The organism is Pseudomonas sp. C8002, assembly GCF_013385765.1.
Taxonomy (GTDB): domain Bacteria; phylum Pseudomonadota; class Gammaproteobacteria; order Pseudomonadales; family Pseudomonadaceae; genus Aquipseudomonas.
The window spans coordinates 371,297-389,970 of the sequence record NZ_JACAPJ010000012.1 but is presented as its reverse complement, the minus strand read 5'-3'; the positions used below and the strand labels follow the sequence as shown (position 1 = coordinate 389,970).

The 18,674-nt window shown below is 59.7% G+C and carries 24 protein-coding genes; 11 read left to right on the top strand and 13 right to left on the bottom strand.

What is annotated here, in order from left to right; genetic code table 11:
* Positions 1-77: 77 nt before the first annotated feature.
* From hisG to HX814_RS19560, 8 genes are all read right to left on the bottom strand, one after another.
* Positions 78-713, bottom strand: coding sequence for an ATP phosphoribosyltransferase (gene hisG, locus HX814_RS19595; protein ID WP_003188599.1), 636 nt, complete (start codon positions 711-713; stop codon positions 78-80).
* A gap of 247 nt (positions 714-960) precedes the next feature.
* Complete coding sequence (gene murA / locus HX814_RS19590; protein WP_003216140.1) at positions 961-2,226, bottom strand: UDP-N-acetylglucosamine 1-carboxyvinyltransferase; 1,266 nt, start codon at positions 2,224-2,226, stop codon at positions 961-963.
* Between the two features lie 23 nt (positions 2,227-2,249).
* Entirely contained in the window at positions 2,250-2,489 is a 240-nt protein-coding gene (locus HX814_RS19585) for a BolA family protein (RefSeq protein WP_008434291.1), read from the bottom strand.
* A 114-nt stretch (positions 2,490-2,603) separates the two neighbouring features.
* A complete protein-coding gene (locus tag HX814_RS19580; protein WP_003216137.1) occupies positions 2,604-2,909 on the bottom strand; it encodes a lipid asymmetry maintenance protein MlaB in 306 nt (101 codons plus the stop codon).
* Positions 2,906-3,559 carry a phospholipid-binding protein MlaC gene (locus HX814_RS19575; RefSeq protein WP_003216135.1) on the bottom strand — a complete coding sequence of 218 codons (654 nt, stop codon included), beginning with the start codon at positions 3,557-3,559 and terminating at the stop codon, positions 2,906-2,908. The genes HX814_RS19580 and HX814_RS19575 overlap by 4 nt, the downstream gene beginning before the upstream one ends.
* 11 nt (positions 3,560-3,570) lie before the next feature.
* Entirely contained in the window at positions 3,571-4,038 is a 468-nt protein-coding gene (mlaD, locus tag HX814_RS19570; RefSeq protein WP_003216133.1) for an outer membrane lipid asymmetry maintenance protein MlaD, read from the bottom strand.
* The gene (gene mlaE / locus HX814_RS19565; RefSeq protein ID WP_003216131.1) at positions 4,038-4,835 is read right to left on the bottom strand and encodes a lipid asymmetry maintenance ABC transporter permease subunit MlaE; all 798 of its coding nucleotides are present in this window, start codon (positions 4,833-4,835) and stop codon (positions 4,038-4,040) included. Before mlaE ends, mlaD begins: the two co-directional genes overlap by 1 nt.
* Complete coding sequence (locus HX814_RS19560) at positions 4,835-5,644, bottom strand: ATP-binding cassette domain-containing protein (protein WP_003216128.1); 810 nt, start codon at positions 5,642-5,644, stop codon at positions 4,835-4,837. The genes mlaE and HX814_RS19560 overlap by 1 nt, the downstream gene beginning before the upstream one ends.
* Positions 5,645-5,936: 292 nt before the next feature.
* On the opposite strand from HX814_RS19560, the gene HX814_RS19555 reads away from it, so the two are divergent.
* From HX814_RS19555 to HX814_RS19510, 10 genes are all read left to right on the top strand, one after another.
* A complete protein-coding gene (locus tag HX814_RS19555) occupies positions 5,937-6,911 on the top strand; it encodes a KpsF/GutQ family sugar-phosphate isomerase (protein WP_003216126.1) in 975 nt (324 codons plus the stop codon).
* Positions 6,912-7,436 (top strand): HAD family hydrolase, encoded by a 525-nt coding sequence (locus HX814_RS19550; RefSeq protein WP_003216124.1) that lies wholly within the window; start codon positions 6,912-6,914, stop codon positions 7,434-7,436.
* Between the two features lie 8 nt (positions 7,437-7,444).
* Positions 7,445-8,017: an LPS export ABC transporter periplasmic protein LptC gene (lptC, locus tag HX814_RS19545; RefSeq protein WP_003216122.1), complete on the top strand. Its 573-nt coding sequence runs from the start codon at positions 7,445-7,447 to the stop codon at positions 8,015-8,017.
* On the top strand, positions 8,004-8,576 hold the full coding sequence (gene lptA, locus HX814_RS19540; RefSeq protein WP_023659193.1) for a lipopolysaccharide transport periplasmic protein LptA: 573 nt from the start codon (positions 8,004-8,006) through the stop codon (positions 8,574-8,576). Before lptC ends, lptA begins: the two co-directional genes overlap by 14 nt.
* Positions 8,576-9,301: an LPS export ABC transporter ATP-binding protein gene (lptB, locus tag HX814_RS19535; RefSeq protein ID WP_003216119.1), complete on the top strand. Its 726-nt coding sequence runs from the start codon at positions 8,576-8,578 to the stop codon at positions 9,299-9,301. Before lptA ends, lptB begins: the two co-directional genes overlap by 1 nt.
* 184 nt (positions 9,302-9,485) lie before the next feature.
* Positions 9,486-10,979, top strand: a complete 1,494-nt coding sequence (locus tag HX814_RS19530; protein WP_003216117.1) for an RNA polymerase factor sigma-54 — start codon at positions 9,486-9,488, stop codon at positions 10,977-10,979.
* Positions 10,980-11,054: 75 nt separating this feature from the next.
* The gene (gene hpf / locus HX814_RS19525) at positions 11,055-11,360 is read left to right on the top strand and encodes a ribosome hibernation-promoting factor, HPF/YfiA family (RefSeq protein ID WP_003216115.1); all 306 of its coding nucleotides are present in this window, start codon (positions 11,055-11,057) and stop codon (positions 11,358-11,360) included.
* Between the two features lie 12 nt (positions 11,361-11,372).
* Positions 11,373-11,837, top strand: a complete 465-nt coding sequence (ptsN, locus tag HX814_RS19520) for a PTS IIA-like nitrogen regulatory protein PtsN (RefSeq protein ID WP_003216114.1) — start codon at positions 11,373-11,375, stop codon at positions 11,835-11,837.
* A 2-nt stretch (positions 11,838-11,839) separates the two neighbouring features.
* A complete protein-coding gene (rapZ, locus tag HX814_RS19515) occupies positions 11,840-12,697 on the top strand; it encodes an RNase adapter RapZ (protein WP_003216111.1) in 858 nt (285 codons plus the stop codon).
* Positions 12,698-12,713: 16 nt separating this feature from the next.
* A complete protein-coding gene (locus HX814_RS19510) occupies positions 12,714-12,986 on the top strand; it encodes an HPr family phosphocarrier protein (protein ID WP_003216108.1) in 273 nt (90 codons plus the stop codon).
* A 20-nt stretch (positions 12,987-13,006) separates the two neighbouring features.
* Here the strand turns inward: HX814_RS19510 and HX814_RS19505 are convergent, their stop codons facing one another.
* Positions 13,007-14,008 (bottom strand): SLAC1 anion channel family protein, encoded by a 1,002-nt coding sequence (locus HX814_RS19505; RefSeq protein WP_177008733.1) that lies wholly within the window; start codon positions 14,006-14,008, stop codon positions 13,007-13,009.
* 114 nt (positions 14,009-14,122) lie between these two features.
* Here HX814_RS19505 and HX814_RS19500 point away from each other — a divergent pair, with 114 nt between their 5' ends.
* A complete protein-coding gene (locus HX814_RS19500; RefSeq protein ID WP_087692865.1) occupies positions 14,123-15,073 on the top strand; it encodes a GlxA family transcriptional regulator in 951 nt (316 codons plus the stop codon).
* Positions 15,074-15,086: 13 nt separating this feature from the next.
* On the opposite strand, the gene HX814_RS19495 is transcribed toward HX814_RS19500, so the two are convergent.
* The 4 genes from HX814_RS19495 to HX814_RS19480 are packed head-to-tail and all read right to left on the bottom strand — an operon-like array spanning position 15,087 to position 18,478.
* A complete protein-coding gene (locus HX814_RS19495) occupies positions 15,087-15,980 on the bottom strand; it encodes a ZIP family metal transporter (RefSeq protein ID WP_087692866.1) in 894 nt (297 codons plus the stop codon).
* A 31-nt stretch (positions 15,981-16,011) separates the two neighbouring features.
* Positions 16,012-16,623, bottom strand: a complete 612-nt coding sequence (locus HX814_RS19490) for a superoxide dismutase (protein WP_003216101.1) — start codon at positions 16,621-16,623, stop codon at positions 16,012-16,014.
* A gap of 1 nt (position 16,624) precedes the next feature.
* Positions 16,625-17,068: a hypothetical protein gene (locus tag HX814_RS19485; protein WP_003216099.1), complete on the bottom strand. Its 444-nt coding sequence runs from the start codon at positions 17,066-17,068 to the stop codon at positions 16,625-16,627.
* Between the two features lie 27 nt (positions 17,069-17,095).
* A complete protein-coding gene (locus tag HX814_RS19480) occupies positions 17,096-18,478 on the bottom strand; it encodes an aspartate ammonia-lyase (protein ID WP_003216098.1) in 1,383 nt (460 codons plus the stop codon).
* Positions 18,479-18,674: the final 196 nt, after the last annotated feature.

Sequence of the window (18,674 nt, the reverse complement as noted above, 5' to 3'; positions counted from 1 at the left end):
AGTCGATCCGCTTGGGCACCTGAGAATTCTGGCTATGAGGCGGATAGACGGGCGCGGCTTGGGGCCGCGCGGGTGAGTCAACCGCGGTGTCGAGACTCCACTGCCTTGCGCAGGGTGTCGATCAACGCCTGGATACGGGCGTGCTGCATTTTCATCGAAGCTTTGTTGACGATCAGCCGGGAGCTGATGTCGGCGATAAAGTCCTGGGGCTCCAGGCCGTTGGCACGCAGGGTGTTGCCGGTGTCGACCACGTCGATGATCTTGTCGGCCAGGCCGATCAGCGGTGCCAGCTCCATCGAGCCGTAAAGCTTGATGATGTCGACCTGGCGGCCTTGCTCGGCGTAGTAACGCTTGGCAACGTTGACGAACTTGGTCGCCACCCGCAGGCGGCCTTTAGGCTCGACGTCACCGACGCGGCCGGCGGTCATCAGCTTGCACAGGGCGATACGCAGGTCCAGCGGCTCGTACAGGCCCTGGCCGCCATATTCCATCAACACGTCTTTGCCAGCGACGCCGAGGTCGGCCGCGCCATGTTCAACGTAAGTTGGCACATCGGTGGCACGCACGATCAGCAGGCGAACGTCGTCCTGGGTCGTGGGGATGATCAGCTTGCGGCTCTTGTCCGGATTCTCGGTCGGCACGATGCCCGCTTCAGCCAGAAGCGGCAAAGTGTCGTCAAGGATGCGGCCCTTGGACAGTGCGATGGTCAACATGGGAAACGTCAGTCCTTCATCAGGCTATTGCTGTCCGGTCGCAATCGGCGCCAGACACAGATCGAGGCCATTACAGCCTCGACTTGAAACAAATCAGCTAACAGCATACATCGTCATGTGGCGAGGGAGCTTGCTCCGGCTGGGGCGCGAAGCGGCCCTGATCTTTGTTTAAAAAGACTGGGACTGCTGCGCAGTCCAGCGGGAGCAAGCTCCCTCGCCACAATGAACGTGTTTGCAGTTCCTGGAACTAGCCCGGTACGCGGCGGATTTTCGCGCCGAGCATCTGCAGCTTCTCTTCGATGCACTCGTAACCACGGTCTATGTGGTAGATGCGGTCGATGAGGGTGTCGCCGTCAGCGCACAACGCCGAGATCACCAGGCTGGCGGAGGCACGCAGGTCGGTAGCCATCACTGGCGCGCCCTTGAGCTTCTCGATGCCGGTCACGATGGCGGTGTTGCCTTCGACCTGGATCTTGGCGCCCATGCGGTGCAGCTCGTACACGTGCATGAAGCGGTTTTCGAAGATGGTCTCGATCACGGCACCGGTGCCTTCGGCAATCGCGTTCAGGGAAATGAACTGCGCCTGCATGTCGGTCGGGAACGCCGGGTACGGAGCGGTACGCACGTTAACGGCTTTTGGCCGCTTGCCATGCATGTTCAGCTCGATCCAGTCTTCACCGGTGGTGATCTCGGCGCCGGCTTCCTTGAGTTTTTCCAGGACGGCTTCGAGGATGGTCGGATCAGTGTCCTTGACCTTGACACGGCCACCGGTGACGGCAGCCGCGACCAGGTAGGTACCGGTCTCGATGCGGTCCGGCATCACCTTGTAGGTAGCCGAATGCAGGCGTTTCACGCCATCAATGGTGATGGTGTCGGTGCCGGCGCCGGTGATGTTGGCACCCATGGCGATCAGGAAGTTGGCCAGGTCGACCACTTCCGGCTCGCGCGCGGCGTTTTGCAGCACGCTGCGGCCATTGGCCAGGGCAGCGGCCATCATGATGTTCTCGGTACCGGTCACACTGACGGTATCAAAGAAGAAGTTTGCGCCACGCAGGCCGCCTTCCGGCGCCTTGGCCTTGATGTAGCCGCCTTCGACGTCAATGGTTGCACCCATGGCTTCGAGGCCACGGATGTGCAGGTCCACCGGACGCGAACCGATGGCGCAACCGCCAGGCAGTGCGACTTCGGCTTCGCCGAACCGGGCAACCATCGGGCCCAGTACCAGGATCGAGGCGCGCATGGTTTTCACCAGCTCGTACGGTGCGATCAGGGTCTTGATGGTGCGCGGGTCGATTTCGACGCTGAGTTTCTCGTCGATCACCGGCTCGATGCCCATGCGACCGAACAACTCGATCATGGTGGTGATGTCATGCAGGTGCGGCAGGTTGGCCACGGTAACCGGGCCATCGCACAGCAAGGTCGCTGCCAGGATCGGCAGGGCGGAGTTCTTCGCCCCGGAAATACGGATCTCGCCATCAAGACGAGCACCGCCGGTAATAATCAATTTATCCATAAGAATCTCGACGCCTTGGGGGCTCAGGTGCGCTCGGCCCAGGCCGCGCGGCTGAAAAATTTCATAGTGACCGCATGGATGCTGCCATCGGTGATCCACGGGTTCAAATGGGCATAGATCTGCTGCTGACGCTTGACCGGGCTCAATGCCGCCAGTTCATCGCTAATCACGTTCAGCTGGAAATTGCAGCCTTCGCCCTCAACTTCAACATTAGTTTCGGGCAGCTTTCCTTCAAGGAAGCTTTTAACTTCTAGGGCCTGCATGATCAACCTCTATGGGCGCCCAGTGCGCGCGGGTCGCACATCATACAAAAAAGCCCCGCGCCTGCGAACCCCGCATAGCAGGACTCTGACGGGGGGCTTCTTTAATAATGTGTATTAAGGATGCGCCAACAGCTCGGTCAGACCGGAAACCTCAGCGATTTCACGCATGTCTTCGGGCAATGCACGAATGCTCACCGGCTTTTTGACGGCCTGCGCATCGCGCATGAAACACAGCAGCAACGACAAGCCGACGCTGCTGGACTTCACCACCGCCGAGCAGTCCAGCACCAGCGCAGGAGCGGTACTGGCATTGATCAGCGCCTGGCCCTGCTTGCGCAGGGCGGGCCCAGTGCTGTAATCCAGCACGCCGCTGAGCAACAGCTCACCGGACTCGCCAAGGCGAATGGCCGACTCGGTCATTGGGCAGGCTTCCCGGCAGCTTTGTCGGTTTCTTCCTTGGCCTTGGCCACTTCACCGGCCCAACCGTTGATGGTTTTGTCCAGGTCGTTGCCATTGCGCTGCATGGCATCCGCGAACTGGTCACGGAACAGCTTGCCAATGTTGATGCCGTTGATGATCACGTTACGCAGTTTCCACTCGCCGTTGACCTTCTCGAGCGTGTACTGCACAGGGTAGACCGCGCCGTTGTTGCCCTTGACGCTCATGTTGACGCTGGTGCGGTCACCCGACTCATCCCCGGCAGGGGCGACGGTAATCCCCTGGTTGTTGTACTCCAGCAGGGCGTTGCCGTAGAACTGGAACAAGCCCTTCTTGAAGTTTTCCTGGAATGTCTGCATCTGCGCAGGCGTAGCCTTGCGCGAGTACTTGACGGTCATGATGCTTTTGGAAATACCTTCAGCATCAACAACAGGCCCGACAATCGTGTTCAGCGCGTTATAGAACTGACTCGGGTCCTGCTTGTACTTTTCCTTGTTGGCACTCAGGTCAGCCAACATCTTGTTGGTGGTGTCCTGCACCAGGTCATGCGCAGAACCGCCGGCAGCGGCGTTAGCCATCAACGGCAGTGCCGCGAGCAGTACCAACAGGCCACGTCGCAAAGTAGAGATCATGAACACATTCCTCATTTGGCGTCTTTATTGACGGTATTGAGCAGGAATTTACCGATCAAGTCCTCCAGCACCAACGACGACTGTGTGTCATGAATGGTCGAACCATCCTTGAGCAGGGCAGATTCCCCGCCGACGCTGATGCCGATGTACTTCTCGCCCAGCAGGCCAGCGGTGAGGATAGACGCAGTGGAGTCAGTCGGCAGGTTATCTACCTTCTTGTCCACCTGCATGGTCACACGGCCGGTGAAGCTGTCGCGGTCCAGATCGATTGCCGTGACCTTGCCGATGGTTACACCCGCCATGGTCACTTTAGCTCTGACAGTCAAACCGGCGATATTGTCGAAGTAGGCGTAAAGTTTATAAGTATCGGCGGTGGGGCTGGCCGATAGGCCGCTGACTCGCAGGGCGAGCAACAGTAAAGCCAGGATGCCAGCCAGCAAGAAAAGGCCGACACCGATTTCCACAGTGCGGTTTTGCATCAGAAATCTCCAAACATCAAGGCGGTCAAAATGAAGTCAAGGCCCAGTACCGCCAGCGAGGCGTACACAACGGTCTTGGTGGTGGCGCGACTGATCCCTTCTGAGGTGGGCTCACAGTCATAGCCTTGGAATACGGCGATCCAGGTCACTACAAAGGCGAAGACGATGCTTTTAATGATGCCGTTGAGCACGTCGCCGCTGAAGGTCACGCTGTTTTGCATGTTGCCCCAGTAGGAGCCGTCGTAGACCCCCAGCCAGTCAACCGCGACCCAGGAACCGCCCCAGATTCCCACCACGCTGAACACCATCGCCAGCAGTGGCAGGGAAATGAAGCCGGCCCACAGGCGCGGGGCAACAATGTACTTGAGCGGATCGACACCGATCATTTCCAGACTGGACAGCTGTTCGGTGGCCTTCATGTTGCCGATTTCGGCCGTCAGCGCCGAACCGGCACGCCCGGCAAACAGGAGAGCGGTCACCACCGGGCCCAACTCACGCAACAGCGTCAGGGCAACCATCTGCCCAACAGCCTGTTCGGACCCGTAGCTGGAGAGGATATTGAAGCCTTGCAGCGCCAGCACCATGCCGATGAACACCCCGGAAACCACGATGATCACCAGGGACATCACGCCCACGGAGTGCAGTTGCTTGATCAGCAGGCCGAAACCGCCGCCAATACCGCCGCGGCCGAGCAAGGCATGAAACAGGAAAATCGTCGAACGCCCCAGCACACCGATGATATCGATGCCGGAGCGACCGAAAAGGCGAACCTTTTCGAGTAATGATGTCTTGCGCATCAGCGCTTCCCCAGAAGATCTGAGCGGTAGTCCGCTGCCGGAAAGTGAAAAGGCACCGGGCCATCGGGATCGCCGGTCATGAATTGGCGAATGCGCGGGTTGTCTGCGTTCATCAGTTCTTCAGGCGTGCCCTGCCCCAGCACCTGGCCATCGCCCACTACATATAGGTAGTCGGCAATGCTCGCGGTCTCGGCCAGGTCGTGGGAAACCACGATACTGGTGATACCCAACGCATCATTGAGCAGGCGGATCAGGCGTACCAGCACCCCCATGGCGATCGGGTCCTGGCCAACGAAAGGCTCGTCGTACATGAGAATCTGCGGGTCGAGGGCGATGGCACGCGCCAGGGCGACACGACGCTTCATGCCTCCGGACAACTCGTCGGGCATCAAATCGATAGCACCGCGCAGCCCGACGGCCTGCAATTTCAGCAACACAATGTCACGAATCATTTCATCGGACAGCTGTGTATGCACCCGCAGCGGGAACGCCACGTTTTCGAAAACATCGAGATCGGTAAACAACGCGCCGCTCTGGAACAGGACGCCCATGTGTTTGCGGGCATCGAACAGGTCACTGCGCGAAAGGGTCGGCAGGTTCTGGCCATTGACCCAGACTTCACCGGCGGAGGGGCGCAATTGCATGCCCATCAGGCGCAGCAGCGTAGTCTTGCCGCAGCCGGAAGGCCCCATGATGCCCGTGACTTTGCCGCGGGGAATGCGAATATCCACATTATTGAAGATGCTGCGCGTACCGCGCTTGAAGGAAAGGCCCTTCAGCTCGACCGCGTAGGCGTTATCGGCACTCATCTAAACTCCTTGGGATGCAGCCTTTCACTCAGACACTTTGTTTTCGACAAATGCTTGCGCCGAATAGACAAAAAGGCCGTGCGGACCGAACTGGCCGCGAACTATATCACTGCTGGTACAGCGCCCCCAAGGCCGGAACAGAGCTTGTTCAGAAACAGGACAGCTAAAAAATCCTGGCTGAGGTTCAATCTCAACCACAGGTGGATTGAATAAAGCCTGACGAACTTGTGTGAGGGAATTGATCATTACCGTTATAATCGCCGACTTTTCGTCAGGCTATACGATTTCAGACATGAGCCAATCCAGCGACCTTATTCAATCCGCACAACGCACCATCCGCCTCGAGCTTGAAGCCGTAGAAGGCTTGCTGGCCCATATCGACGCGGATTTCGTACGCGCCTGCGAGATGATTCTGGCCAGCAAGGGCCGCGTAGTGGTGGTCGGCATGGGCAAATCCGGGCATGTCGGCAACAAGATCGCCGCCACCCTGGCGAGCACCGGGACCACCGCGTTCTTCGTGCATCCGGCCGAAGCCAGCCACGGCGACATGGGCATGATCACCCGGGACGACATCATCCTGGCACTGTCCAACTCCGGCACCACCAACGAAATCGTGACCCTGCTGCCGCTGATCAAGCGCCTGGGTATCCAGCTGATCAGCGTGACCGGCAACCCGGACTCGACGCTGGCAAAAGCCGCCGAAGTGAATTTGAACGTGCACGTTGCCCACGAGGCCTGCCCGCTGAACCTGGCACCGACCTCCTCCACCACCGCTGCCCTGGTCATGGGCGATGCGCTGGCCGTGGCATTGCTGGAAGCCCGCGGGTTTACCGCCGAAGACTTCGCGTTTTCCCACCCGGGCGGCGCCCTTGGCCGTCGCCTGCTGCTGAAAGTGGAAAACGTCATGCACGCCGGCGACGAGCTGCCACAAGTGCCACGCGGCACCTTGCTGAAAGATGCCTTGATGGAAATGACCCTCAAGCGCCTGGGCATGACCGTAATCCTGGAGTCCGACGGGCGGCTGGCCGGGGTCTTCACCGACGGCGACCTGCGCCGCACCCTGGACCGCAACCTCGACATCCAGACCGCCACCATCGACGAAGTCATGACGCCTCACGGCAAGACCGCACGCCCTGACATGCTCGCGGCCGAAGCACTGAAGATCATGGAAGACCACAAGATCCTGGCGCTGGTGGTGGTCGACAGCGACGACCGTCCGGTTGGCGCCCTGAACATGCACGACTTGCTGCGTGCGGGAGTGATGTAAATGACCACCGACCTGATGCAACGGGGCAAGCACATCAAGCTGGCGATTTTCGACGTCGACGGCGTGCTGACGGATGGCCGCCTGTACTTTCTGGAAGACGGCAGCGAATTCAAGACGTTCAACACCCTCGACGGCCAGGGCATCAAGATGCTGATGGCGGCGGGCGTGCAAACCGGCATCATCAGCGGTCGCAAGACCCCGGTTGTGGAACGCCGCGCACAAAACCTGGGTATTCCTCACCTGTATCAGGGCCGCGAGGATAAACTGGTGGTTCTGGACGAGCTTCTTGGCCAACTCAACCTAAGCTATGAGCAGGTTGCGTACCTGGGTGACGATTTACCCGACCTGCCGGTGATTCGCCGGGTCGGCCTGGGCATGGCCGTGGCCAATGCGGCGGCGTTCGTTCGCGAACACGCCCATGGTGTAACCACCGCCCGCGGCGGCGAAGGCGCCGCCCGCGAGTTCTGCGAGTTGATTCTGCGCGCCCAAGGCAGCCTTGAAGCGGCCCACGCCGCCTACCTATAGAGCGTTTTATGCTGAGTAAAAAGATTCGCAATTTCCTGATACTTGCAGTCATCGCCGCGGTTTTCCTCGCGGTCGGCTACTGGAATATCAGCCCGGAGCGCTTCCTCGACAAGCCGGTTGCACAGGTTGACGAGAGTGCTATCGACTATTACGCCATCAACGCCCACAGCATCCAGTACCTGCCCGATGGCAAGGTCCAGTATGAAATGACCTCCGACAAGGTCGAACACTTGAAGGCATCCGAGGTCACTTTGCTGACCAAGCCGGACATGAACCTGTACCGCGGCGCCGAATTTCCATGGCACGTCACCAGCGAGCGTGGCGAGGTCAACCCGGACGGCACCCAAGTGGAACTGATTGACTCGGTGCGGGTAGCCCGCACTGACGCCAAGAACCGCGACACCATTATTACCAGCAGTCGCATGACCGTATTCCCACAGAAGCAATATGCGCAGACCGAGCAAGACGTTAGAATTGACGGCGCTGGCGGTGTATCGACTGGCAAGGGAATGAAAGCGTATTTGAAAGAAAGCAGGATACACCTGCTATCGAACGTAAGAGGACAGTATGAGGCTCGTTAAAACCCTCCCTATTTTGCTCGGCCTGGGCGCAGCACTGGGAAGCGTGAGCGCCTGGGCTCTGCCGAACGATAGCCAGCAACCGATCCACATTCAGGCTGACGATGCGCAGCTGGATGACAAGCAAGGTATCGCGACCTACACGGGCAGCGTGATCATCACCCAGGGCTCGATGAAAGTGACGGGTAACACCGTGACACTGACTCGTACCCCGGCAGGCGATATCGACGTGGTCACTTCGGTGGGCAACCTGGCGTATTTCGAACAACTGCAGAAAGTGGGCGACCCTACGCCGGTCAAAGGCTATGGCAAGACGATCCAGTACCACGCCCAGCAAAACCGCATCGTGCTGATCGACCAGGCCCGGGTCATCAATGACGGCAACACCACCGACGGCGAAAAAATCGTCTACGACACGGTGAAGCAGATCGCCCAGGCCGGCCGTGCTACCGGCTCGAAAATCAGCACGCCGAAGCCGCGTATCGACATGGTTATCCAGCCGAAGCAGAAACCGGGCGCAGCCCAGCCGGCGCCGAAACCCGACGCGAAGAAGGCGAATTAATGGCAACCCTGAAAGCCCAGCATCTGGCCAAGGCTTATAAAAGCCGTCAGGTCGTGCGTGACGTCAGCCTGTCGATCGACAGCGGCCAGATCGTCGGCTTGCTCGGCCCCAACGGTGCCGGCAAGACCACCTGCTTCTACATGATCGTCGGCCTGGTGCAGGCCGATCAAGGCCGCGTCCTGATCGACGACCTGGACGTGAGCCACCAGCCTATGCACGGCCGTGCGCAGGCTGGTATCGGCTATCTTCCCCAGGAAGCATCGATCTTCCGCAAACTGTCGGTTTCCGACAACATCATGGCCATCCTCGAGACCCGCAAGGAACTCGACCGCGCCGGGCGCAAGAAAGAGCTGGAAAGCCTGCTGCAGGAATTCCACATCAACCACATTCGCGACAACCTCGGCATGAGCCTTTCCGGCGGCGAGCGTCGTCGTGTGGAAATCGCCCGCGCGCTGGCCACGGCGCCCAAGTTCATCCTGCTGGACGAACCTTTCGCCGGTGTCGACCCGATCTCGGTCGGCGACATCAAGCAGATCATCCATCACCTCAAGGCCAAGGGCATCGGTGTATTGATCACCGACCACAACGTCCGTGAGACACTCGATATCTGCGAAACCGCCTACATCGTCAACGATGGACAGCTGATTGCCGAAGGTGACTCTGCCACTATCCTGGCCAACGAACTGGTCAAGGAAGTGTATCTGGGTCACGAGTTCCGCCTGTAAACACGGTGGTATCAGGCCATTCGCCATGGAGCGCGGTAGTCAATAAAAACCTCAGTATTTTTATTGTTACCGCGCTCTAGGCAAAGCCCCCGATATCAGGCATATAATTTGCTTATGTTTGGCGCTCACGCGCCCTGTCGTGGATGGCGCATTGCGCCGGCGAATAAGGTGTTAAGCCCCTGCCATGAAACCATCGCTAGTCCTGAGAATGGGCCAGCAGCTGACGATGACACCGCAGCTGCAACAGGCCATCCGCCTGCTCCAATTGTCGACCCTGGACCTGCAACAGGAAATCCAGGAGGCCCTGGAGTCCAATCCGATGCTCGAACGCCAGGAAGAAGGCGACGACTTCGATAATGCAGACCCGCTGGCCGACAACATCGAGCAAAAGCCCAACCCCGACGTACAGGAACCCTCCTACCAGGAAACCGCCCCCACGGTGGATAACCTTGAGGAAGGCGAATGGAACGAACGCATTCCCAACGAACTTCCCGTGGATACCGCCTGGGAAGACGTCTACCAGACCAGCGCCAGCAGCCTGCCCAGCAACGATGACGACGAGTGGGACTTCACCACCCGCACATCAGCCGGCGAGAGCCTGCAAAGCCATTTGCTCTGGCAACTGAACCTGGCACCGATGTCCGATACCGATCGCCTGATCGCCGTGACCCTGATCGATTGCATCAACAACCAGGGCTACCTGGACGAGACCCTGGAGGAGATCCTCGAGGCGTTCGACCCGGAACTGGACATCGAACTGGACGAAATCGAAGCCGTCCTGCACCGCATCCAGCAATTCGAGCCGGCCGGCATCGGCGCCCGCAACCTCAGCGAGTGCCTGCTGCTGCAACTGCGCCAATTGCCGGCCAAGACGCCTTGGCTGAGCGAAGCGCAGCGCCTGGTCACCGACTATATCGACCTGCTGGGCAGCCGCGACTACAGCCAGTTGATGCGCCGCATGAAGCTCAAGGAAGATGACCTGCGCCAGATCATCGAGCTGGTGCAGAGCCTCAACCCACGCCCGGGCTCGCAGATCGAGTCCAGCGAAGCCGAATATGTCGTGCCCGACGTGATTGTGCGCAAGGACAACGAACGCTGGCTGGTGGAGCTGAACCAGGAATCGGTGCCGCGCCTGCGGGTCAATCCGCAATACGCAGGTTTTGTGCGCCGCGCCGACACCAGCGCCGATAACACCTTCATGCGTAACCAACTGCAGGAAGCCCGCTGGTTCATCAAGAGCCTGCAAAGCCGCAACGAAACCCTGATGAAAGTCGCCACCCAGATCGTCGAGCACCAGCGCGGCTTCCTGGAATACGGCGATGAAGCGATGAAGCCGCTGGTACTGCACGATATCGCCGAGGCGGTGGGCATGCACGAATCAACTATTTCCCGGGTGACCACGCAAAAATTCATGCATACCCCACGGGGTATATATGAGCTGAAATACTTTTTCTCCAGCCACGTCAGCACCTCCGAAGGCGGCGAATGCTCGTCCACGGCGATCCGCGCGATCATCAAAAAACTGGTTGCCGCGGAAAATCAGAAAAAGCCGTTGAGTGACAGCAAGATCGCTGGTTTACTGGAGGCACAAGGCATTCAGGTCGCCCGTCGAACCGTCGCCAAGTACCGCGAGTCCCTAGGGATCGCGCCTTCCAGCGAGCGTAAGCGTTTGATGTGACGGGCGGGCCATAGCGTTCCAGTGGCGGGTATTCCTACCCGCCGCTTTATGCACTGGCAACGAAGGAGAAGCTGTATGCAAGTCAACATCAGTGGACACCATGTAGAAGTCACCCCTCCATTGCGCGAATACGTCGAGCTGAAGCTGAAGAAGCTTGAGGGCCATTTCGACAAGATCACCAACGTGCAGGTCATCATGAAGGTCGACAAGCTTCAGCAGAAAATCGAAGCGACACTTCAGATACCCGGTGGCGAAGTGGTCGCCAATGCCGAACATGAAGACATGTATGCATCAATCGACTTGCTCACAGACAAGCTTGACCGCCAACTTAAAAAGCATAAGGAAAAGCAGCAGAGCCTTCTTCAAGGCACTGGCCGCTAACACTCCCCACCCATGATCCGACTTGAAACCATCCTGACCCCCGGCCGTTCCCTCGTGAACGTGCCGGGCGGCAGTAAAAAGCGCGCCCTCGAACAAATTGCCAACCTGATCGGCCGCGAAGTGCCCGAACTGGATACGCAAGCTGTGTACGAGGCCCTGATCGCCCGTGAAAAGCTCGGCTCCACCGGCTTTGGCAACGGCATCGCCATTCCTCACTGCCGCCTGCAAGGCTGTGAGTCTCCAGTCAGCGCCCTGCTGCACCTGGACGCCCCTATCGATTTCGACGCCATCGACGGCGCGCCGGTCGACCTGCTGTTCGTACTGCTGGTCCCGCAAGCTGCCACCGATGCGCACCTGGAGCTGCTTCGGCAGATCGCCAGCATGCTCGACCGCAAGGACGTACGCGACAAACTGCGTAGTGCCTCAAGCAATGAGGCGCTCTACCAGGTTGTCCTGGATGAACAAAACGGGCATTAATCATGCGTTTGATCATCGTCAGCGGCCGTTCCGGCTCAGGTAAAAGCACGGCCCTCAATGTTCTTGAGGACAACGGCTTCTATTGCATCGACAACCTGCCCGCCGGCCTGCTACCGGAACTGGCGGAACGCGCGCTGATTCATACCGAGCTGGCGCAACCGCTGGTCGCCGTGTCGATCGACGCCCGCAACCTGCCCAGCCACCTCACACGCTTTCCTGAACTGCTCGAAGAAGTGCGGGCCAAGCATATCCATTGCGATGTGCTGTACCTGGACGCCGACGAAGAGACCCTGCTCAAGCGCTTCTCTGAAACCCGTCGCCGCCACCCGTTGAGCAGCCCTCATCGTTCCCTGGCCGAAGCCATCGAGGACGAGACCAAACTGCTGGGGCCGATCATTGACCTGGCCGACCTCAAGATCAACACCACCAGCCTGAACCTGTATCAACTGCGGGATGCGATCAAGCTGCGTCTGCTGAACCAGCCGGAGCCAGGCACGGCGTTCCTTGTCGAGTCGTTCGGTTTCAAGCGCGGCATGCCGGTAGATGCCGACCTGGTGTTCGATGTGCGCTGCCTGCCCAACCCGTACTGGAAGCCGGAACTGCGGGATCAGTCGGGGCTGGACCAACCTGTGGCCGAGTACCTGGCGGCGCAACCGGATGTCGAGGAAATGTACCAGGACATCTCCAGCTACCTGCTCAAATGGCTGCCGCGTTTTGCGGCCAGCAATCGGGCTTATGTCACCATCGCCATTGGCTGCACCGGCGGCCACCACCGATCCGTCTACCTGACCGAACGCCTGGGAAAGGTGCTGCAACAAACCCTCAAGAACGTCCAGGTTCGCCACCGCGACCTCAGCTGAAAGGAACACCCCCGCGATGCCCGCTCTGGAAATTGAAATCATCAACAAGCTGGGCCTGCACGCCCGGGCCTCGGCCAAGTTCGTCGGCGTCGCCGGGCAGTTCCCTTGCCAGATCCGCGCCGGGCGCACCCCGGAATCCATGGTCGACGGCAAAAGCATCATGGCCATGATGATGCTGGCTGCGGGCAAGGGCACGAAGATTCATTTGAAGACCGAAGGCGAGCAAGAGCAGGAAGCGATGGATGCCCTGGTAGCGTTGATCAATAATTTCTTTGATGAGGGCGAGTAGGTAATCACCCCTCCCCTGCGTCAGTTGGACAGCAGTTTGCCGTTGAACAGAATCTTCAACGTCTTGACCGTCAGTACGGCCAGGGCGATCGTCAGGAAAGCCAGGATCAGATAGGCAATCACCTCCAGGATCACGCCTCCTTTGGCATCGGCATATTTCAACGCAGCGTTGCTCAATGCCGCAATCGGAAAGCTGATTGCCCACCAGGCAGGAGAAAAAGGCGCGGCCTGACGGAATACTTTGAATGCCAGCACCCCAAACAGGAACAGGCCAAAGTAGAAGAGCACGCTGGCAAAGTAGTCGACGCTGCCAAAGAAGTTGGTGTAAGCCAGAAAGCCGACTTCAAAGGGGGCGATAAGTATCATCAGCGAAGGTGTCATACCTTTGGCCATCATCGGCTCGTGAACCAGACGTGAAAAAATTCGCGTGAAGAACACCAGCGCAATCACACTCCCTACCGCCATCGCGAACAGATTGAACTCGTATGCCCACGCCATGGGCATGTGGGCACCTGTCACCGCGATGTCGAGCGCCGCCACCCCCGGGATCAGCCAGGCAGGCACCGCATATTGCGACTCCTGATTACCGGACAACAGTCGCGAGAGCACAATTGCCGCCAGGATCATGGTCAGCAGGCTACCCAACATCCAAAGCCCCTGGCTGATCAGGGTGCTAGCTGAGCCTACGACTGCCGACAGCAGCAGCAACGCGATCGTCACCGTGCCAAAGAAATTTCCTGATATCGGGTGATTGAACTCGGCTTTGACCGCCGCAGGGTATTTAACCCATTTGGTGAGATACCCCGCCACCAGTGCGATAAACACCAGAATGGCAAACCCACCAATGACCGCTCCGATCATTTGCGCGTAAGCCACATATTCACTGGCGGACTGCCAGGCCAGGCTCAGGCCGGCCAACCCCATCACGGCGCCAAACAAATTGATGGGAAGATTCTTGATGGACCCCGACCGCTCGCTCGATTCGACAGCGAAGGGGGGAAGTGGCGCGTTACAGATGCTCATGCGGGTCTCCGGTTGACGATAAAGCACGTGACGGACAGTGTCGCCTACCTCCCCTCTGTCCTATAGTGTCGCTTAACGACGATTTCAGCCATTTCCACTACGGAGACCGACACCATGCGAATTGCCCTCCTGGCGTTTCCCCGTGTGCAAATGCTGGATGTCGTGGGCCCTGCCGATGTGTTCGCTGAAGCGGCCAGGCAATTGGGCAATTCCCGTGCATACCGGATCTCGGTCATCGGTACCGTCGCCGGGCAGATCAAGGGAACCAATGGGCTTCGCCTGGCCACGGATGACTCCATCGAGACGTTTAAGGGGGCTATCGATACGCTGCTGATCGCTGGAAGCCCCAGCGTGAATGACGTGGCACACGACGCCCACCTGCGGGACTGGGTGCGCTACCAGGCCACGCGCGTGCGGCGGATAGGCTCGGTTTGCAGTGGCGCTTTTGTGCTGGGGGCTGCTGGTTTGCTGGTCGGGCGACGCGTCACCACGCACTGGAATTCCAGTGCATTGCTGGCCAGGCAATACCCCGATGCCGTGGTCGAACCGGACAGCATTTTTATCCGCGACGGTAACCTGTACACCTCCGCCGGTGTGACGGCCGGTATGGATCTGGCTCTCGCGTTAGTCGAGGAGGACCACGGCCGTGATTTGGCGCTCAGTGTGGCCAGGGAAATGGTGATGTACTTCAAACGGCCGGGCGGCCAGTCACAGTTCAGCGCCCAACTGGCGGCACAGACCGCAGAGCGCACGAACATTCGCCAGATACAGACCTATATCGTCGACAACCTGGCCGCAGACCTGAGCGTGGCATTGCTGGCCCAGCGCGCTGACATGAGCGAGCGCAACTTTGCCCGGGTATTCAAGGCCGAGGGTGGATTCACCCCTGCCGAGTTCGTGGAGCTGGCACGTATCGACCAGGCACGGCGGCTGATCGAAGGCTCGAATGTCTCGCTCAAACGCCTGGCCGATCAGGTCGGCTATGCCAATGTTGATGGGTTCCGGCGCGCCTTCGTTCGCCGCCTGGGCGTTACCCCCAGCGACTACCGCAAGCGCTTCTTGTAGAAGCGCGACAGCCTCAGCCCAACGCCGTATCCATCACCATCATCAAGCAAAACCCGATACACAGCCCCAGGCTGGCGAGCTTGTCATGGCCATTGCGCCGCGACTCGGGAATGACTTCGTGAGTCACCACCAGCAGCATGGCCCCGGCCGCCAGCGCCAGCCCCAGCGGCAACAGCACCTGAGCCAGGCTCACCAGCCAGGCACACAGCACCGCAAACACCGGCTCCACCAGCCCTGACGCCGCGCCGATCAGGAACGCCTTGACCCGCGACATCCCTGCCCCGGCCAGCACCAACGCAATCACCAGTCCCTCCGGCACATCCTGCAAGGCAATACCCATGGCGAGGCTGTCGGCATCTGGCATGCCGCCGCCTGCCGAGACACCCACGGCCATACCTTCGGGAATGTTGTGGGCAATGATGGCGAACACAAACAGCCAGATACGCGGCGGTATCACCGGATGATCCGGACTGCCCACCAGCATTTCCGGGCTCGCGCCGGAGACCTTGCGGTCCACCAGATACAGCCCGAACGCGCCCAGCATGATGCCGAAACTGATCAATCCACTGGCGCCCCATGGCGTCAGCCCCAGGCTTTGGGCAGCCGCAATACCCGGCACGATCAGCGAAAATGCCGTAGCGGCCAACATCACCCCGGCACCGAAGCCCAGCAGCGTGTCGCTCACCGCCAATGGCATCCGGCGGATCACCAGTACCGGCACGGCACCCAGGGCGGTGCCGAGCGCGCAGATGGCCCCGCCCTGCAAGGCACGCAGGATGCGCGGTTCCAGGTCAAGCCAGGCCAGCCCTTGGGCCACCAGCAATGCAGTTCCTGCCAATAGCAGCAGCGAGCCAAACGCATAACGAAACATTCGCACGCTGCTGATCGCCAGTGTTTCAGTGCCCATAGTCGGCCTTAGATCTTGTTATAGAGGAGTTTCAGCCCAGCGCAGCCTGGTAGCGGCCGGCAACTTCCGGCCAGTTGATGACGCTGTAGAACGCATTGATGTATTCCGGACGACGGTTCTGGTACAGCAGGTAATAAGCGTGTTCCCAGACGTCCAGGCCGAGGATTGGCGTATTGCCGTTCATCAACGGGCTGTCCTGGTTGCCGCTGCTTTCCACCACCAGGGTCTTTTGCGGCGTCACGCTCAACCACGCCCAGCCGCTGCCGAAACGGGTCAAGGCAGCTTTGGTGAAGGCCTCTTTGAAGGCGTCGAAACCGCCCAACTGCTCGTCGATGGCGTTACCCAGCGCGCCGTCTGGCTTGCCGCCGCCCTTGGGCGACATGACAGCCCAGAACAACGAGTGGTTGGCGTGGCCGCCGCCCTGGTTGATCACCGCCGCCCGGAGTTTTTCCGGCAGTTGCTGGACGCTGGACACCAGTTTCTCCACCGGCCAAGCGGCAAACTCGGTGCCTTCGACGGCTGCGTTGAGGTTGTTGATGTAGGTCTGGTGGTGCTTGGTGTAGTGGATCTCCATGGTTTGCGCGTCAATATGCGGTTCAAGGGCATCGTAGGCGTAAGGCAAGGCCGGCAAGGTGTAGGACATATCAATGAGCTCCATAAAAAGGGCTGTTGCGGGTCGACGCATCCGATGGCGCCACGTTGCTGCCCAGCAGGCGGTGGGTACGTGGGTACTCACCGTGATCGCTGATGAAATTCAGCAGTTCGACGTAGGTCTTGCTGCTCTGGCGCAGGGCCGCTTCCCGCAGTAGCGGGTTAAGACGGGTGTCTTGCATGGTCTGCAACAGGCGCTGGTGAATGGCGCAGAGGTATTCCGCGCTTTCTTCCGGCTGGTTCAGGCGCAAGTGCAGGTCGGCCAGGTTGTGATGGGAAATGACGCAAGCCGCCACCGCTTCGTCGGCATCCGCCCAGCGCTCAAACAACACTTGAGCCAGGGCCAGGGCTTGCAGGTAGGCCTCGCGGGCATCTACCAGCTCGCCCGCCATAAAGCAGCGATTGGCCCGTTCGATCGTGCGTTTCCAGTGCTCCATGGTGAGCCTCCAAAGCAGGGTCGGTGATTACACGCCGCCAGCCGTGAGCTTTTCCGGATCCAGCAGGATTTCCAGTTGGCTGCGGGGCAAGTCGGTATGTTCGAGCGCCACATCAATCACCGGACGGCCTTGTTGATAGGCCTTCTTGGCGATTTCGGCGGCCTTTTGGTAACCGATGATCGGGTTGAGTGCGGTCACCAGGATCGGATTGCGCGACAGCGCTTCCTTGAGCTTGGCTTCGTTGACCTTGAAGCTGGCGATGGCCTTGTCTGCCAGCAGTCGGCTGGAGTTGGCCAGCAACTCCAGGCTGCCGAGCAGGTTCTGGGCAATGATCGGCAGCATCACGTTGAGTTCGAAGTTGCCGGACTGGCCGGCGATGGTAATCACCGTGTCGTTGCCGATGACTTGTGCGGCAACCATGGCGGTGGCTTCCGGGATCACCGGGTTGACCTTGCCGGGCATGATCGAAGAGCCCGGCTGCAGGCCTTCCAGCTCGATTTCACCAAGGCCCGCCAATGGGCCGGAGTTCATCCAGCGCAGGTCGTTGGCGATTTTCATCAGGGACACGGCGGTGGTCTTGAGCTGCCCGGAGACCGCGACGGCCGTGTCCTGGGAGCCGATCAGCGCGAACAGGTTCTTGCCTGGGGTGAACTGGACGTGGGTCAGGCTGCTCAGTTGCTGGCTGAAGCGCGCTGCAAACTCCGGATGCGCATTGATCCCGGTGCCGACTGCAGTGCCACCCTGGGCCAGCGCCTGCAAGCTCGGCAGCAGGTCTTGCAGATGGCCGATATTGGCCTTGAGCTGCTGCGCCCAGCCATTGAGCACCTGGCTCATGCGCACCGGCATGGCGTCCATCAGATGCGTCCGACCGGTCTTGACGAAACGGTGCACCTCCTCGGCCTTGTGCTCGATCACCTGGACCAGGTGCAGCAGCGCCGGCAGGGTTTGCTCATGCAGCACCAGCGCCGCACTGACGTGAATGGTGGTGGGGATGATGTCATTGCTGCTCTGGCCGCAGTTGACGTGATCGTTAGGGTTGACCGGCTCGCCCAGCAAGCGGCTGGCGAGGGTCGCAATCACTTCGTTTGCGTTCATGTTGGAGCTGGTGCCGGAACCGGTCTGGAAGATATCCACCGGGAAATGCTGCATGAAATCGCCTTCCAGCAAGCCTTGGGCGGCATCAACGATGGCCTTGCCCTGGGCTTCGCTCAGTTGTTTCAGCTCGACGTTGGCTTTAGCGGCGGCAGCCTTGGCCAGGATCAACGCACGAATGAACTGCGCCGGCATGCGCTGGTGGCTGATGGGAAAGTTGTTCACCGCACGCTGGGTTTGTGCGCCATACAGGGCCTCGGCGGGCACTTGCAGTTCGCCCATGCTGTCGCGTTCGATACGGGTGTTAGGGTCGGCCATCACTTATTTCCTGTGTCGCGTTGAGGTCTGAAAGCGGGCCAGGCAAGGCGCAGTCCGCTGGTAATGGTTGTTCCCTTGCCAAGGACTGCAACGCAGCCTGGCCCGCTTTCAGACACAACCCGAAGGGCCGGGCCTGCAATTGCGCAGGGCTGCGTTGCTCGAAGCTCATTTGGAACGACCAAACCACGCTCCTCGC

Bases quoted from the DNA above. Each gene is read 5' to 3' on its own strand.
- hisG (WP_003188599.1), bottom strand. From the start codon at position 713: ATGTTGACCATCGCACTGTCCAAGGGCCGCATCCTTGACGACACTTTG.
- murA (WP_003216140.1), bottom strand. From the start codon at position 2,226: ATGGATAAATTGATTATTACCGGCGGTGCTCGTCTTGATGGCGAGATC.
- HX814_RS19585 (WP_008434291.1), bottom strand. From the start codon at position 2,489: ATGCAGGCCCTAGAAGTTAAAAGCTTCCTTGAAGGAAAGCTGCCCGAA.
- HX814_RS19580 (WP_003216137.1), bottom strand. From the start codon at position 2,909: ATGACCGAGTCGGCCATTCGCCTTGGCGAGTCCGGTGAGCTGTTGCTC.
- HX814_RS19575 (WP_003216135.1), bottom strand. From the start codon at position 3,559: ATGATCTCTACTTTGCGACGTGGCCTGTTGGTACTGCTCGCGGCACTG.
- mlaD (WP_003216133.1), bottom strand. From the start codon at position 4,038: ATGCAAAACCGCACTGTGGAAATCGGTGTCGGCCTTTTCTTGCTGGCT.
- mlaE (WP_003216131.1), bottom strand. From the start codon at position 4,835: ATGCGCAAGACATCATTACTCGAAAAGGTTCGCCTTTTCGGTCGCTCC.
- HX814_RS19560 (WP_003216128.1), bottom strand. From the start codon at position 5,644: ATGAGTGCCGATAACGCCTACGCGGTCGAGCTGAAGGGCCTTTCCTTC.
- HX814_RS19555 (WP_003216126.1), top strand. From the start codon at position 5,937: ATGAGCCAATCCAGCGACCTTATTCAATCCGCACAACGCACCATCCGC.
- HX814_RS19550 (WP_003216124.1), top strand. From the start codon at position 6,912: ATGACCACCGACCTGATGCAACGGGGCAAGCACATCAAGCTGGCGATT.
- lptC (WP_003216122.1), top strand. From the start codon at position 7,445: ATGCTGAGTAAAAAGATTCGCAATTTCCTGATACTTGCAGTCATCGCC.
- lptA (WP_023659193.1), top strand. From the start codon at position 8,004: ATGAGGCTCGTTAAAACCCTCCCTATTTTGCTCGGCCTGGGCGCAGCA.
- lptB (WP_003216119.1), top strand. From the start codon at position 8,576: ATGGCAACCCTGAAAGCCCAGCATCTGGCCAAGGCTTATAAAAGCCGT.
- HX814_RS19530 (WP_003216117.1), top strand. From the start codon at position 9,486: ATGAAACCATCGCTAGTCCTGAGAATGGGCCAGCAGCTGACGATGACA.
- hpf (WP_003216115.1), top strand. From the start codon at position 11,055: ATGCAAGTCAACATCAGTGGACACCATGTAGAAGTCACCCCTCCATTG.
- ptsN (WP_003216114.1), top strand. From the start codon at position 11,373: ATGATCCGACTTGAAACCATCCTGACCCCCGGCCGTTCCCTCGTGAAC.
- rapZ (WP_003216111.1), top strand. From the start codon at position 11,840: ATGCGTTTGATCATCGTCAGCGGCCGTTCCGGCTCAGGTAAAAGCACG.
- HX814_RS19510 (WP_003216108.1), top strand. From the start codon at position 12,714: ATGCCCGCTCTGGAAATTGAAATCATCAACAAGCTGGGCCTGCACGCC.
- HX814_RS19505 (WP_177008733.1), bottom strand. From the start codon at position 14,008: ATGAGCATCTGTAACGCGCCACTTCCCCCCTTCGCTGTCGAATCGAGC.
- HX814_RS19500 (WP_087692865.1), top strand. From the start codon at position 14,123: ATGCGAATTGCCCTCCTGGCGTTTCCCCGTGTGCAAATGCTGGATGTC.
- HX814_RS19495 (WP_087692866.1), bottom strand. From the start codon at position 15,980: ATGGGCACTGAAACACTGGCGATCAGCAGCGTGCGAATGTTTCGTTAT.
- HX814_RS19490 (WP_003216101.1), bottom strand. From the start codon at position 16,623: ATGTCCTACACCTTGCCGGCCTTGCCTTACGCCTACGATGCCCTTGAA.
- HX814_RS19485 (WP_003216099.1), bottom strand. From the start codon at position 17,068: ATGGAGCACTGGAAACGCACGATCGAACGGGCCAATCGCTGCTTTATG.
- HX814_RS19480 (WP_003216098.1), bottom strand. From the start codon at position 18,478: ATGGCCGACCCTAACACCCGTATCGAACGCGACAGCATGGGCGAACTG.